This window comes from Pseudomonas sp. GW822-FHT02E03 (assembly GCF_058802325.1).
Window position 1 is genome coordinate 60610 of the sequence record NZ_JBXAOA010000009.1, and the last position, 12533, is coordinate 73142.

At 58.5% G+C, this 12533-nt stretch carries 16 protein-coding genes; 15 read left to right on the plus strand and 1 reads right to left on the minus strand.

The genetic code is table 11. From position 1 onward, the window contains the following. Nucleotides 1-7: 7 nt before the first annotated feature. A complete protein-coding gene (gene rplS / locus AC1RQB_RS09635) occupies nt 8-358 on the plus strand; it encodes a 50S ribosomal protein L19 (RefSeq protein ID WP_003175895.1) in 351 nt (116 codons plus the stop codon). A 298-nt stretch (nt 359-656) separates the two neighbouring features. Here the strand turns inward: rplS and suhB are convergent, their stop codons facing one another. Beyond that, nucleotides 657-1475 carry a type III secretion system regulator SuhB gene (suhB, locus tag AC1RQB_RS09640; RefSeq protein ID WP_008070994.1) on the minus strand — a complete coding sequence of 273 codons (819 nt, stop codon included), beginning with the start codon at nt 1473-1475 and terminating at the stop codon, nt 657-659. 146 nt (nt 1476-1621) lie between these two features. Between suhB and trmJ the strand changes: the two genes are divergently transcribed. The 14 genes from trmJ to AC1RQB_RS09710 all read left to right on the plus strand — a co-directional run bounded on the left by trmJ (nt 1622) and on the right by AC1RQB_RS09710 (nt 12532). Continuing rightward, a complete protein-coding gene (gene trmJ, locus AC1RQB_RS09645) occupies nt 1622-2392 on the plus strand; it encodes a tRNA (cytosine(32)/uridine(32)-2'-O)-methyltransferase TrmJ (protein WP_007903572.1) in 771 nt (256 codons plus the stop codon). Nucleotides 2393-2394: 2 nt separating this feature from the next. After that, nucleotides 2395-3171, plus strand: a complete 777-nt coding sequence (gene cysE, locus AC1RQB_RS09650) for a serine O-acetyltransferase (RefSeq protein WP_063341454.1) — start codon at nt 2395-2397, stop codon at nt 3169-3171. A gap of 265 nt (nt 3172-3436) precedes the next feature. Further along, on the plus strand, nt 3437-3928 hold the full coding sequence (gene iscR / locus AC1RQB_RS09655; protein ID WP_003227911.1) for a Fe-S cluster assembly transcriptional regulator IscR: 492 nt from the start codon (nt 3437-3439) through the stop codon (nt 3926-3928). Nucleotides 3929-3978: 50 nt separating this feature from the next. Further along, nucleotides 3979-5193, plus strand: a complete 1215-nt coding sequence (locus AC1RQB_RS09660; RefSeq protein ID WP_008070984.1) for an IscS subfamily cysteine desulfurase — start codon at nt 3979-3981, stop codon at nt 5191-5193. 85 nt (nt 5194-5278) lie between these two features. Continuing rightward, complete coding sequence (gene iscU, locus AC1RQB_RS09665; protein ID WP_003443374.1) at nt 5279-5665, plus strand: Fe-S cluster assembly scaffold IscU; 387 nt, start codon at nt 5279-5281, stop codon at nt 5663-5665. Between the two features lie 34 nt (nt 5666-5699). After that, a complete protein-coding gene (gene iscA, locus AC1RQB_RS09670; protein ID WP_007903589.1) occupies nt 5700-6023 on the plus strand; it encodes an iron-sulfur cluster assembly protein IscA in 324 nt (107 codons plus the stop codon). Between the two features lie 8 nt (nt 6024-6031). After that, nucleotides 6032-6553 (plus strand): co-chaperone HscB, encoded by a 522-nt coding sequence (gene hscB, locus AC1RQB_RS09675; protein ID WP_008070981.1) that lies wholly within the window; start codon nt 6032-6034, stop codon nt 6551-6553. A gap of 51 nt (nt 6554-6604) precedes the next feature. Then, a complete protein-coding gene (gene hscA, locus AC1RQB_RS09680) occupies nt 6605-8470 on the plus strand; it encodes a Fe-S protein assembly chaperone HscA (RefSeq protein ID WP_063341453.1) in 1866 nt (621 codons plus the stop codon). Beyond that, complete coding sequence (fdx, locus tag AC1RQB_RS09685) at nt 8470-8811, plus strand: ISC system 2Fe-2S type ferredoxin (protein ID WP_008070976.1); 342 nt, start codon at nt 8470-8472, stop codon at nt 8809-8811. Before hscA ends, fdx begins: the two co-directional genes overlap by 1 nt. 14 nt (nt 8812-8825) lie before the next feature. After that, nucleotides 8826-9026, plus strand: a complete 201-nt coding sequence (iscX, locus tag AC1RQB_RS09690; RefSeq protein ID WP_007941386.1) for a Fe-S cluster assembly protein IscX — start codon at nt 8826-8828, stop codon at nt 9024-9026. 92 nt (nt 9027-9118) lie between these two features. Next, nucleotides 9119-9544 (plus strand): nucleoside-diphosphate kinase, encoded by a 426-nt coding sequence (gene ndk, locus AC1RQB_RS09695; RefSeq protein ID WP_007903599.1) that lies wholly within the window; start codon nt 9119-9121, stop codon nt 9542-9544. Nucleotides 9545-9572: 28 nt separating this feature from the next. Next, entirely contained in the window at nt 9573-10721 is a 1149-nt protein-coding gene (rlmN, locus tag AC1RQB_RS09700) for a dual-specificity RNA methyltransferase RlmN (protein ID WP_007903600.1), read from the plus strand. A 12-nt stretch (nt 10722-10733) separates the two neighbouring features. Beyond that, entirely contained in the window at nt 10734-11492 is a 759-nt protein-coding gene (gene pilW, locus AC1RQB_RS09705) for a type IV pilus biogenesis/stability protein PilW (protein ID WP_007903601.1), read from the plus strand. After that, complete coding sequence (locus AC1RQB_RS09710; RefSeq protein ID WP_063341452.1) at nt 11492-12532, plus strand: RodZ domain-containing protein; 1041 nt, start codon at nt 11492-11494, stop codon at nt 12530-12532. The genes pilW and AC1RQB_RS09710 overlap by 1 nt, the downstream gene beginning before the upstream one ends. The last annotated feature ends 1 nt before the right edge of the window (nt 12533 follow it).

Genomic DNA, 12533 nt, shown 5'->3' on the forward strand with positions numbered 1-12533 from the left:
GCACAGCATGACTAACAAAATCATCCTTGCACTCGAAGCAGAGCAGATGACCAAAGAGATCCCTACCTTTGCCCCGGGCGACACCATTGTCGTTCAGGTGAAAGTGAAGGAAGGCGATCGTTCGCGTCTGCAAGCGTTCGAAGGCGTAGTTATCGCCAAGCGTAACCGCGGCGTAAACAGTGCTTTCACCGTTCGTAAAATCTCCAACGGTGTTGGCGTAGAGCGTACTTTCCAGACCTACAGCCCGCAAATCGACAGCATGGCCGTTAAGCGTCGCGGTGACGTACGTAAAGCCAAGCTGTACTACCTGCGTGACCTGTCCGGTAAAGCAGCTCGCATCAAGGAAAAACTGGCTTAAGTCCAGCTTCCGATGCGCAAGAGCCAGCCTGTTCAGGCTGGCTCTTCAAGAAAATGCCTCGTATCGAAAGATACGGGGCATTTTTCGTTATGGTGCGGAACCTGTAGGAGCGAGGCTTGCCCGCGAAGAGGGTGTGTCAGTCGACATTGATGTTGTCTGGTGCGTCGTCTTCGCGAGCAAGCCCGCTCCCGCACGGGTCGTGGCGTTAAGGGGGGAAGACTTTTTCCGCGCAAAAGAAAACGCCCCGAACAAGTCGGGGCGTTTGCTTGAAGTGCTACGGCTTTTTGAGCGTGGGCGCTTAGCGCTTCAGCGAAGCTGGCAGGTGCGGCTGGATCGCCGTCAGTACTGCCTTGAAGCACTTGGTGTTGCCGGCGACGATGTGGCCTTTCTCAAGGAAGTCGTGACCGCCGGTGAAGTCGCTCACCAAGCCGCCGGCTTCCTGGATCAGTAGGGCGCCTGCAGCCATGTCCCACTCGGACAGGCCCGACTCCCAGAACGCATCGAAACGGCCGGCGGCCACATAGGCCAGGTCCAGGCTCGCCGAGCCGGCGCGGCGGATGCCGGCGGTCTGGCCAACCAGGGCGCGGAACATGCCCAGGTAGTTGTCGAGGTTGTCCATCTGGTCGTCGCGGAACGGGAAGCCGGTACCCAGCAGGGCGCCATCCAGGCTGGTGCGACCGCTGACGCGCAGACGGCGACCGTTCAGTTGGGCGCCGCGACCACGGCTGGCGGTGAATTCTTCCTGGCGAACCGGATCCAGAACAACAGCGTGCTCCAGGCGACCGCGGTATTTGCAGGCAATGCTGACAGCGAAGTGAGGAATGCCGCGCAGGAAGTTGGTGGTGCCGTCCAGCGGATCGATGATCCACAGGTACTCTTCGCCTTCGATGCCGCTACCGGCGTGCATGCCGGTTTCTTCACCCATGATCGAGTGATTAGGGTAAGCCTTGCGCAGTGCATCGATGATTTTCTGTTCGGCGGCGCGATCCACCTCGGATACGTAATCCTTGGCGTCTTTTTCGTCGACCTTGATGGTATCCAGGCGCTCGATGGAGCGGAAAATCAATTCACTGGCGCTGCGGGCGGCGCGCAGCGCGATATTCAGCATGGGCTGCATGGATGTGTCACCTAAGGTTGTTAAAGAAAGCCGGGCATTCTATCAGAAAGTTTCTACAGGTGAAGGTCGGTGTTCGCTTTCATAGCTTAACGGTAGGTTGAGCTGTAAGATTCTGCTCCCCATTAAAGTGTTCGAGAGCGCCTCCCTTGCTGCAAAACATTCGTGTCGTCCTGGTCAATACCAGTCACCCCGGCAATATCGGCGGGGCTGCGCGTGCCATGAAGAACATGGGCCTGTCGCGGCTGGTGCTGGTCGAACCGCGGCTGTTCCCGCACCACGAGGCCGATGCGCGTGCGTCCGGCGCCGGTGACATCCTTGAAAATGCTCAGGTCGTCGCCACCCTGGAAGATGCCTTGGTCGGCTGCAATCTGGTGCTCGGTACCAGTGCTCGTGATCGTCGCATTCCCTGGCCGTTGCTCGATCCCCGCGAATGCGGTGTGAAGGTGGTAGAGGAGGCGGGTCAGGGCGCTGAGATCGCGTTGGTGTTCGGTCGTGAAGATTCCGGCCTGACCAACGAAGAGCTGCAGCGATGTCATTATCACGTGCACATCCCATCAGACCCTGAGTTCAGTTCGCTGAACCTTGGGGCGGCGGTGCAGGTGTTGAGCTATGAAGTGCGTATGTCCTGGTTGGCGGCTGCAGGTCAGCCGAGCAAGGTCGAGAAGGAAGAAGTGGCGTCCACCAAAAGTGGTGAACTGGCGACCATGGATGAGCTGGAGCGATTCTATGAGCACCTGGAGCAAACGCTGGTGGCCATCGAATTCCTCGACCCGGAAAAACCACGGCACTTGATGGCGCGTCTGCGCCGGTTGTACGGACGCAGCTCGGTCAGCCGGGCGGAAATGAATATATTGCGTGGCATCCTCACGGAAACCCAGAAAGCGGCCCGTGGCGAGCTTCTAAAGCGGAAGGATTAATGATGTTCGAGCGTTTGCGTGAAGATATCCAAAGTGTTTTCCATCGTGACCCGGCGGCGCGTAATGCTTTTGAGGTTCTGACGTGCTACCCGGGCATGCACGCCATCTGGATCCATCGCCTGTCGTCAGCGTTGTGGGGCATGGGCTGGAAATGGCTGGCGCGTCTGGTGTCGAACTTCGGTCGCTGGTTGACCGGGATCGAGATTCATCCGGGTGCCAAGGTCGGTCGTCGTTTCTTTATTGACCACGGCATGGGCATCGTTATCGGTGAGACTGCCGAGATCGGCAACGACGTCACCCTGTATCAAGGCGTGACCCTTGGCGGCACCAGCTGGAACAAGGGCAAGCGCCACCCGACCCTGGAAGACGGCGTAGTGGTCGGGGCGGGCGCCAAGGTGCTCGGCCCGTTTACGGTGGGTGCCGGGGCCAAGGTAGGTTCCAATGCCGTGGTCACCAAGGCGGTTCCGCCCGGGGCGACGGTGGTGGGGATTCCGGGGCGGATCATCGTCAAGTCCGATGAAGAGCAGGACGCCAAGCGCAAGGCCTTGGCCGAGAAGATCGGTTTCGACGCCTACGGTGTCGGCGAAGACATGCCGGACCCGGTGGCTCGAGCCATTAACCAGTTGCTCGATCATCTGCAGGCTGTAGATGGTCGACTTGAAGGGATGTGTGGGGCGCTGAAGGATCTGGGTAGCAATTACTGTGCGAAAGATCTGCCTGAACTGCGCGAAGAAGACTTTGCCTGCGTAAAAGACAAGGATCAGAGTCAGGCCAGCTAAACCGCGCCGACCCCTTCGCGAGCAAGCCCGCTCCCACATCAGATTTTCAGCGGGCATGGATTTGTGTTCGACACAGATCAAGTGTGGGAGCGGGCTTGCTCGCGAAGAACGATAACGCGCATTTGCTGGTGATACACGGCCAGCCTTTGCTATGATGCGCGCGCTCTTTTGCGGGTAAACCTGAGTAAAGCACTAGGTCTTATAGTTGACTTAAATACTCGGGAATTGCATACTCGCCCCATTCCGAATTCCGTGGTAATTGTCCATGCGACTGACTACAAAAGGCCGATACGCCGTGACCGCCATGCTTGACCTGGCGTTGCACGCGCAGCACGGGCCGGTGTCCCTGGCCGATATCTCCGAGCGCCAAGGCATATCCCTGTCCTACCTCGAGCAGCTTTTTGCCAAATTGCGCCGCAGCAATCTGGTGTCCAGTGTTCGTGGTCCAGGCGGTGGTTACCAGTTGTCCCGCGACATGCAGGGCATCCAGGTCGCCCAGGTGATCGATGCGGTCAACGAATCGGTCGATGCAACCAAATGTCAGGGTCAGGGCGATTGCCATTCTGGCGACACCTGTCTGACCCACCACTTGTGGTGCGATCTGAGTCTGCAGATTCACGAATTTCTGAGCGGTATCAGCTTGGCTGACCTTGTAACTCGCCGTGAGGTGCAAGAAGTAGCCCAGCGTCAGGACCAGCGTCGTTGCAACAGCAAGGCGCCACGCCTGGACAAGATTGAAGCGTCCGCCGTCGAATGACAGCCAAAGAGCTAGCGGCACGCCAGCCAGCCTGATTTAGGAGATAGTCCATGAAATTGCCGATTTACCTTGATTACTCTGCGACGACCCCGGTTGATCCACGTGTCGCGCAAAAGATGAGTGAATGCCTGCTGGTCGACGGAAACTTCGGTAACCCGGCGTCCCGTTCCCACGTGTTCGGCTGGAAAGCTGAAGAGTCCGTCGAGAACGCTCGCCGTCAGGTCGCTGACCTGGTTAACGCCGACCCGCGTGAAATCGTCTGGACCTCCGGTGCCACCGAGTCCGACAACCTGGCAATCAAGGGTGCGGCGCATTTCTACGCCACCAAAGGCAAGCACCTGATCACCACCAAGATTGAGCACAAGGCTGTCCTCGACACCATGCGCCAACTGGAGCGTGAAGGTTTCGAAGTCACCTACCTCGATCCTCGCGAAGATGGTCTGGTCACTCCAGAGATGGTCGAAGCCGCCCTGCGTGACGACACCATCCTGGTCTCGGTCATGCACGTGAACAACGAAATCGGCACCATCAACGACATCGCCGCCATCGGCGAACTGTGCCGCTCCAAGGGCATTCTGTTCCACGTCGACGCCGCTCAGTCCACCGGCAAGGTCGAGATCGACCTGTCGAAACTGAAAGTCGACATGATGTCGTTCTCTGCCCACAAAACCTACGGCCCTAAAGGCATCGGCGCGCTGTACGTCAGCCGCAAGCCGCGTGTTCGCATCGAAGCGACCATGCACGGCGGCGGTCACGAGCGCGGCATGCGTTCCGGCACCCTGGCGACCCACCAGATCGTCGGCATGGGCGAAGCTTTCCGTGTGGCCAAGGAAGACATGGCTGCCGAGAACGTACGCATCAAAGCCCTGAGCGACCGCTTCTTCAAGCAGGTCGAAGGCCTGGAAGAGCTGTACGTCAATGGCAGCATGACCGCCCGCGTACCGCACAACCTGAACCTGAGCTTCAACTACGTTGAGGGCGAGTCGCTGATCATGGCGCTCAAGGATCTGGCGGTTTCGTCCGGTTCGGCCTGCACCTCGGCATCGCTTGAGCCTTCGTACGTACTGCGCGCCCTGGGCCGCAACGACGAACTGGCACACAGCTCGATTCGCTTCACCTTCGGCCGTTTCACCACCGAAGAAGAAATCGACTACGCCGCGCAGAAAGTCTGCGAGGCCGTTACCAAGCTGCGCACTCTCTCGCCGCTGTGGGACATGTACAAAGATGGCGTCGACATTTCGAAAATCGAGTGGGCGGCGCACTGATATTCAAGTCGCCGCAACCGGGCCCTGCCAATCCACGATTTGCAGGGCTTCAAGAGCGACTCCTGATGAGTGAGGATTAAGAATCATGGCTTACAGCGAAAAGGTCATCGACCACTACGAGAACCCGCGCAACGTCGGCAAGATGGACGCGGAAGATCCTGATGTCGGCACCGGCATGGTCGGCGCTCCGGCGTGCGGCGACGTGATGCGCCTGCAGATCAAGGTCAACGAACAAGGCATCATCGAAGACGCCAAGTTCAAGACCTACGGTTGCGGTTCGGCGATCGCCTCCAGCTCCCTGGCGACCGAGTGGATGAAAGGCAAGACTCTGGATGAAGCAGAGACCATCAAGAACACTCAGCTGGCCGAAGAACTGGCGCTGCCGCCAGTGAAAATTCACTGCTCCGTACTTGCTGAAGACGCTATCAAAGCGGCCGTTCGCGACTACAAGCAGAAGAAAGGCTTGATCTGACTTTCAAGATTTGGCGACGAGTAAGGAGTCACCGATGGCTATCAGCATGACAGAAGCGGCTGCTCAACACGTGCGACGCTCCCTCAACGGGCGCGGCAAAGGTGAAGGGATTCGCCTGGGTGTTCGCACCACAGGCTGTTCCGGCCTTGCCTACGTGCTGGAGTTTGTCGACGAGGTGGTTGCAGAGGACCAGGTGTTCGAAAGTCACGGCGAGAAAGTGATCATCGACCCGAAAAGCCTGGCCTACCTGGACGGCACCGAACTCGATTTCGTCAAGGAAGGGTTGAACGAAGGCTTCAAGTTCAACAATCCCAACGTGCGCGGTGAATGTGGCTGCGGCGAAAGCTTCAACATCTGAGGCTGCGCGTGGGTACTCCTTGTCATTTCGCTTTATTTGAGCTGAAACCGAGCTTCCGTCTGGATCTCGATCAGTTGGCCACGCGCTACCGTGAGTTGGCGCGCGGTGTTCATCCGGACCGCTTTGCTGACGCTTCCGAGCGTGAGCAGCGGCTGGCGCTCGAGCAATCCGCGAGCCTCAACGAGGCCTACCAGACGCTCAAAAGTCCCCCCAAGCGCGCGCGATACCTGCTCGCCATGGGCGGTCGCGAGCTGCCGCTGGAGGTCACGGTGCATGATCCGGAGTTTCTTCTGCAGCAGATGGAGTTGCGTGAAGAACTCGAAGACCTGCAAGACAGCGCCGACCTGGCGGGTGTTGCAGTGTTCAAGCGTCGCCTGAAAACCGCGCAGGATGAACTGAACGAAAGCTTCGCAGCCTGTTGGGATGATGCAGCGCAACGTGAACAGGCCGAACGCCTGATGCGGCGCATGCAGTTCCTCGACAAGCTCACCTACGAAGTGCGCCAGTTAGAAGAGCGCCTCGACGATTAACCCAGTGCCGCTCCGGTCGCACGCCTGATATACAGATAAGTCCTGATCACGATGGCCCTACTGCAGATCGCCGAACCCGGCCAAAGTCCTCAACCGCACCAGCGTCGTCTGGCTGTGGGGATCGACTTGGGCACTACCAATTCGCTGGTCGCTGCATTACGCAGTGGTCTTTCCGAGCCTCTGGCCGACGCGCAAGGGCAGGTCATCCTGCCGTCTGCCGTGCGCTATCACGCCGATCGCGTCGAAGTCGGCGAGTCGGCCAAACTGGCCGCCGCGTCCGATCCTTTGAACACGGTGCTGTCGGTCAAGCGCTTGATGGGTCGTGGTCTGTCCGACGTCAAGCAATTGGGCGATCAGCTGCCGTACCGGTTTGTCGACGGCGAGTCGCACATGCCGTTCATCGACACGGTGCAAGGCCCGAAAAGCCCGGTCGAAGTCTCCGCCGATATCCTTAAAGTGCTGCGTCAGCGTGCTGAAGCGACCTTGGGTGGCGAATTGGTTGGCGCGGTGATTACCGTTCCAGCCTACTTCGATGATGCTCAGCGTCAAGCCACCAAGGATGCGGCCAAGCTGGCCGGCCTGAACGTGCTGCGTTTGCTCAATGAGCCAACCGCCGCCGCCGTCGCTTATGGTCTGGATCAGCACGCCGAAGGCCTGGTCGCGATTTATGACCTGGGCGGAGGCACTTTTGATATTTCGATTCTGCGCCTGACCGGCGGTGTGTTCGAAGTGCTGGCTACCGGCGGCGACAGCGCCCTGGGTGGCGATGACTTTGACCACGCTATTGCTGGCTGGATCATTGAGAGCGCCGGTCTGTCGGCCGACCTCGATCCGGGTACGCAGCGCCATCTGCTGCAAATCGCGTGTGCAGCCAAAGAAGCCTTGACCCAGTCCTCGTCCATTGAAGTTGCTTATGGTGACTGGGCGGCCGAGCTGACCCGTGACGCCTTCAATGCGCTGATCGAGCCGATGGTAGCTCGCAGCTTGAAAGCCTGCCGTCGCGCGGTGCGTGATTCCGGTGTCGAGCTGGAAGACGTACACGCTGTGGTCATGGTCGGCGGCTCGACGCGTGTGCCTCGCGTCCGCGAAGCTGTTGCGCAGGCCTTTGGTCGCGAGCCGCTGACCGAAATCGATCCGGATCAAGTCGTGGCCATCGGCGCCGCGATCCAGGCCGATACCCTGGCCGGCAACAAGCGTGACGGCGGCGAACTGCTGTTGCTCGACGTGATTCCGTTGTCCCTGGGGCTGGAAACCATGGGCGGTCTGATGGAGAAGGTGATTCCGCGCAACACCACCATCCCCGTCGCCCGGGCCCAGGACTTCACCACGTATAAAGATGGCCAGTCGGCCATGGCTATCCACGTATTGCAGGGTGAACGCGAGCTGATCAGCGATTGCCGCTCCCTGGCCCGTTTCGAATTGCGCGGTATTCCGGCGATGGTGGCTGGTGCGGCGAAGATTCGCGTGACCTTCCAGGTCGATGCCGACGGTCTGCTCAGTGTCTCGGCTCGCGAATTGGGTTCGGGCGTCGAAGCCAGCATCCAGGTCAAACCGTCCTACGGCCTGACCGACGGTGAAATCGCCAAAATGCTTAAAGATTCGTTCCAGCACGCCAACGATGACAAGGTCGCCCGCGTATTGCGTGAGCAACAGGTCGATGCCCAGCGCTTGATCGAGGCGGTGCAGGGCGCTCTGGACGTTGACGGCGAACGCCTGCTCGACGCCGAAGAGCGCATGGTCATCGAATTGCAGATGCAGGAACTGACCGAATTGATGAAAGGCACCGATGGTTACGCCATCGAGCAGCAGACCAAGCGTCTGTCGCAAGTGACCGATGCCTTTGCTGCCCGCCGCCTGGACTCGACGGTGAAAGCCGCTCTGGCGGGGCGCAACCTGAATGAAATCGAGGATAACTGATGCCGCAGGTCATTTTTCTGCCACACGAGAAGTTCTGCCCGGAAGGCATGGTTGTAGAGGCTGAGCCCGGTATTTCCATTCTCGAACTGGCCCATGAACACCATATCGAGATGGAAAGCGCCTGTGGCGGCGTCTGCGCCTGCACTACCTGCCACTGCATCGTTCGCGAAGGTTTCGATTCGCTGGAAGAGGCTGATGAGCTAGAGGAAGACTATCTTGATAAGGCTTGGGGGCTGGAAGCTCAGTCACGCTTGGCCTGTCAGGCAAAAGTCGGCACGGAAGACCTGACCATCGAAATTCCGAAATATTCGCTCAACCATGCAGCCGAAGCGCCGCACTGATTCAAGGAACCGACATGAGTCTGAAATGGGTTGATGTGCTTGAAATCGCGATCCAGCTGGCTGAGTCCAAGCCGGATGTGGACCCGCGTTATGTGAACTTCGTCGATCTGCACCAATGGGTGCTGGCCTTGCCGGAGTTCAGTGATGATCCGACCCGCGGTGGCGAGAAGGTGCTTGAAGCCATTCAGGCTGCCTGGATCGAAGAAGCAGACTGACTCTGCACCGTACGCAGTTAGGCAATACCAAAGAACCCGCGTATAATTCGCGGGTTTAATTTTTCGCAAATTACCGTTTCTGGAGTTACACCATGGCTGTTCAACGTACTTTCTCCATCATCAAGCCTGACGCTGTTGCAAAAAACGTTATCGGCGAGATCACCACTCGTTTCGAAAAAGCTGGCCTGCGCGTTGTAGCTTCGAAACTGAAGCAACTGTCCAAAGCCGAAGCTGAAGGCTTCTACGCTGAGCACAGCGCTCGTGGTTTCTTCAACGACCTGGTTGCTTTCATGATCTCCGGTCCGGTTGTCGTTCAGGTTCTGGAAGGCGAAAACGCTATCGCTCTGAACCGTGAGCTGATGGGCGCTACCAACCCTAAAGAAGCTGCTGCCGGCACCATCCGCGCTGACTTCGCTGATTCCATCGACGCCAACGCTGTACACGGTTCGGACTCCGAAGCCGCTGCTGCTCGCGAAATCTCGTACTTCTTCGCAGCTACTGAAGTAACCACTCGCTAAGCATTGGCTTAAGAGTGAAGGTGAATCCATGACTACATCGACTGTAAAAACCAACCTGCTGGGTCTGACTCAACAGGAAATGGAAAAATTCTTCGACTCAATCGGGGAGAAGCGTTTCCGTGCCGGTCAGGTAATGAAATGGATTCACCACCTTGGCGTTGATGATTTCGACGCCATGACGAACGTCAGCAAGGCCTTGCGCGACAAGCTCAAGGCCATTGCTGAAGTCCGCGGCCCCGAAGTGGTCAGCGAGGACATCTCCACCGATGGCACCCGTAAGTGGGTGGTGCGCGTGGCGTCCGGTAGCTGCGTCGAGACCGTGTACATTCCCCAGGGCAAACGCGGCACTCTGTGCGTTTCGTCCCAGGCAGGCTGTGCCCTGGATTGCAGTTTCTGCTCCACCGGCAAGCAAGGTTTCAACAGCAACCTCACCGCCGCCGAAGTGATCGGTCAGGTGTGGATTGCCAATAAATCGTTCGGCAGCATCCCGGCGACCGCCGACCGTGCCATCACCAACGTGGTGATGATGGGCATGGGTGAGCCGCTGCTGAACTTCGACAACGTCGTGGCCGCCATGCATCTGATGATGGATGACCTGGGCTACGGGATCTCCAAGCGCCGCGTGACCCTGTCCACTTCGGGCGTGGTGCCGATGATCGATGAGCTGTCCAAGCACATCGACGTGTCCCTGGCGTTGTCGCTGCACGCACCGAATGACGCATTGCGTAACCAATTGGTGCCGATCAACAAGAAATATCCGCTTAAGATGCTGCTCGAGTCGTGCCAGCGCTACATGTCGTCCCTGGGCGAAAAGCGCGTGCTGACCATCGAGTACACCTTGCTCAAGGACATCAACGACAAGGTTGAACACGCCGTTGAGATGATCGAGCTGCTCAAGAACATCCCGTGCAAGATCAACCTGATTCCGTTCAACCCGTTCCCGCATTCCGGTTACGAGCGTCCGAGCAACAATGCGATTCGCCGGTTTCAGGATCAGCTTCACCATGCAGGCTTCAATGTCACCGTACGCACTACCCGCGGTGAAGACATCGATGCCGCGTGTGGCCAATTGGTAGGGCAGGTGCTGGATCGCACCCGTCGCAGCGAACGTTATATCGCCGTGCGCGAGTTGAGCGCCGAAAACGATATCGCAACGAACGCTGCGAACAATAATTAAGAGAGGATCTCTATGTCCCTGCGCTTCGCGCTGCTTGTGCTGTTGGCCAGTCTCTGTGCTGGTTGTGTCCTGTCGGGCGATTTCAACCCGATGAAGACCAGCAAGGGCCGTGATGAGGCGCGTGCCGCCTACGTGCAGCTGGGCCTGGGTTATCTGCAGCAGGGCATGACCGAGCGCGCCAAAGTCCCGTTGAAGAAGGCCTTGGACCTGGATAGCTCGGATCCTGACGCCAACGCGGCTCTGGGGCTGGTGTTCCAGGCCGAGATGGAGCCGGAACTGGCCGATCAGCATTTTCGCAAGGCGCTGTCTTCTCGTCCCGCCGATGCGCGAATCCTGAATAACTACGGCAGTTTTCTTTTCGAAGAGAAACGTTACAAAGAGGCGTACGAACGCTTCGAACAGGCCGCCGCCGATACCCTGTATCCTGAGCGTTCACGGGTTTTCGAAAACCTGGGCATGACCGCTTCAAAGCTTGGCCAGCGTGATCTGGCCCGCCAGCAACTGGAAAAAGCCCTGCGTCTGAATCGCCAACAGCCACGTGCATTGCTGGAAATGGCTGAGTTGTCTTACGAAGACAGGCATTATGTGCCCGCGCGTGACTATTACGACCGTTTTAGCCTGCTCACCGAACAAAATGCACGTAGTCTATTGCTCGGCGTTCGGCTGGCAAAAGTGTTCGAAGATCGCGACAAGGCCGCCAGTTTTGGCCTGCAATTAAAACGACTCTATCCCGGTACGCCGGAATATCAGCAATACCTGTCGGAGCAATGATGAAAGCGGCGCATCCCGAAGTTGTAGCAGCGAATCGCGTTAACCCCGGTGAGACTTTGCGCCAGGCCCGCGAAAGCAATGGCTGGTCGCTGGCCGAAGTGGCCCTCAAGCTCAACCTCACCATCAATTCCCTGAGCAATCTGGAAGCCGGCGCTTTCGACAAGCTGCCTGGGCACACCTTTGCTCGTGGCTATATTCGCGCGTATGCCAAATTGCTCGGCATGGACCAAACCGTTCTGGTCCAGCAGTTCGACCAATCCACCGGCACCGACTCCCAGGGCAGCAACGTCCACAGCCTGGGACGTATCGAAGAGCCGGTTCGGGTTTCCCACACTATTTTGCGCATTGTCAGCCTGCTGTTGCTGCTTGCGGTGATTGGCGGTGGTTTTATCTGGTGGCAGGATCAAACTTCACTGCGTACCAAAGACCTGATTGGCCTGGCGCCAGAACACGTTGAAGTCGAAGGCGCTGACGGCACCACCCAGATCCATCCACTGGACGAGCCGGAAGACCAGGCCGTTGCGCAAGGGCAGGCTGAAGGGGAAACACCTCTTGCGCTGCCTCAGGCCGAGTCTTCTACCGAGGAGCCAGTCAACGCCGAAACGAGTGCACCTGTTCCAGCGCCAGTCGTTTCAGCAGTAACGCCTGCGGCTGCGGCCCACAGCACCGCTCCGGCTGTCGCGACACCGGCGACGCCAGCGACACCTGCCCCGGCTGTTCCCGCTGTACCGGCACCGGTTATCTCTGCTCCAATTGCTCCGACCGCCCCGGCTCCAGCTCCGGCAGCTCCGGTGGCCGGCCAAGGCCAGGTTCAACTGCAATTCACCGCCGATTGCTGGACGCAAGTGACCGATGGCACCGGCAAGGTGCTGTTGAGCGGTCTAAAGCGTAAAGGCGAAAATGTTTCCGTTAGCGGCAAGCCGCCCTTTTCCGTGCGTCTGGGCTTCGCCCGTGGTGCGCAGGTCAGTTACAACGGGCAGGTGGTTGATGTCGCTCCGTTCACCAGTGGCGAGACTGCTCGCCTGAAGTTGGGTCAATAAG

Bases quoted from the DNA above. Each gene is read 5' to 3' on its own strand.
- hscA (WP_063341453.1), top strand. From the start codon at position 6,605: ATGGCCCTACTGCAGATCGCCGAACCCGGCCAAAGTCCTCAACCGCAC.
- rlmN (WP_007903600.1), top strand. From the start codon at position 9,573: ATGACTACATCGACTGTAAAAACCAACCTGCTGGGTCTGACTCAACAG.
- AC1RQB_RS09660 (WP_008070984.1), top strand. From the start codon at position 3,979: ATGAAATTGCCGATTTACCTTGATTACTCTGCGACGACCCCGGTTGAT.
- iscX (WP_007941386.1), top strand. From the start codon at position 8,826: ATGAGTCTGAAATGGGTTGATGTGCTTGAAATCGCGATCCAGCTGGCT.
- rplS (WP_003175895.1), top strand. From the start codon at position 8: ATGACTAACAAAATCATCCTTGCACTCGAAGCAGAGCAGATGACCAAA.
- pilW (WP_007903601.1), top strand. From the start codon at position 10,734: ATGTCCCTGCGCTTCGCGCTGCTTGTGCTGTTGGCCAGTCTCTGTGCT.
- iscU (WP_003443374.1), top strand. From the start codon at position 5,279: ATGGCTTACAGCGAAAAGGTCATCGACCACTACGAGAACCCGCGCAAC.
- cysE (WP_063341454.1), top strand. From the start codon at position 2,395: ATGTTCGAGCGTTTGCGTGAAGATATCCAAAGTGTTTTCCATCGTGAC.
- suhB (WP_008070994.1), bottom strand. From the start codon at position 1,475: ATGCAGCCCATGCTGAATATCGCGCTGCGCGCCGCCCGCAGCGCCAGT.
- fdx (WP_008070976.1), top strand. From the start codon at position 8,470: ATGCCGCAGGTCATTTTTCTGCCACACGAGAAGTTCTGCCCGGAAGGC.
- iscR (WP_003227911.1), top strand. From the start codon at position 3,437: ATGCGACTGACTACAAAAGGCCGATACGCCGTGACCGCCATGCTTGAC.
- AC1RQB_RS09710 (WP_063341452.1), top strand. From the start codon at position 11,492: ATGAAAGCGGCGCATCCCGAAGTTGTAGCAGCGAATCGCGTTAACCCC.
- iscA (WP_007903589.1), top strand. From the start codon at position 5,700: ATGGCTATCAGCATGACAGAAGCGGCTGCTCAACACGTGCGACGCTCC.
- ndk (WP_007903599.1), top strand. From the start codon at position 9,119: ATGGCTGTTCAACGTACTTTCTCCATCATCAAGCCTGACGCTGTTGCA.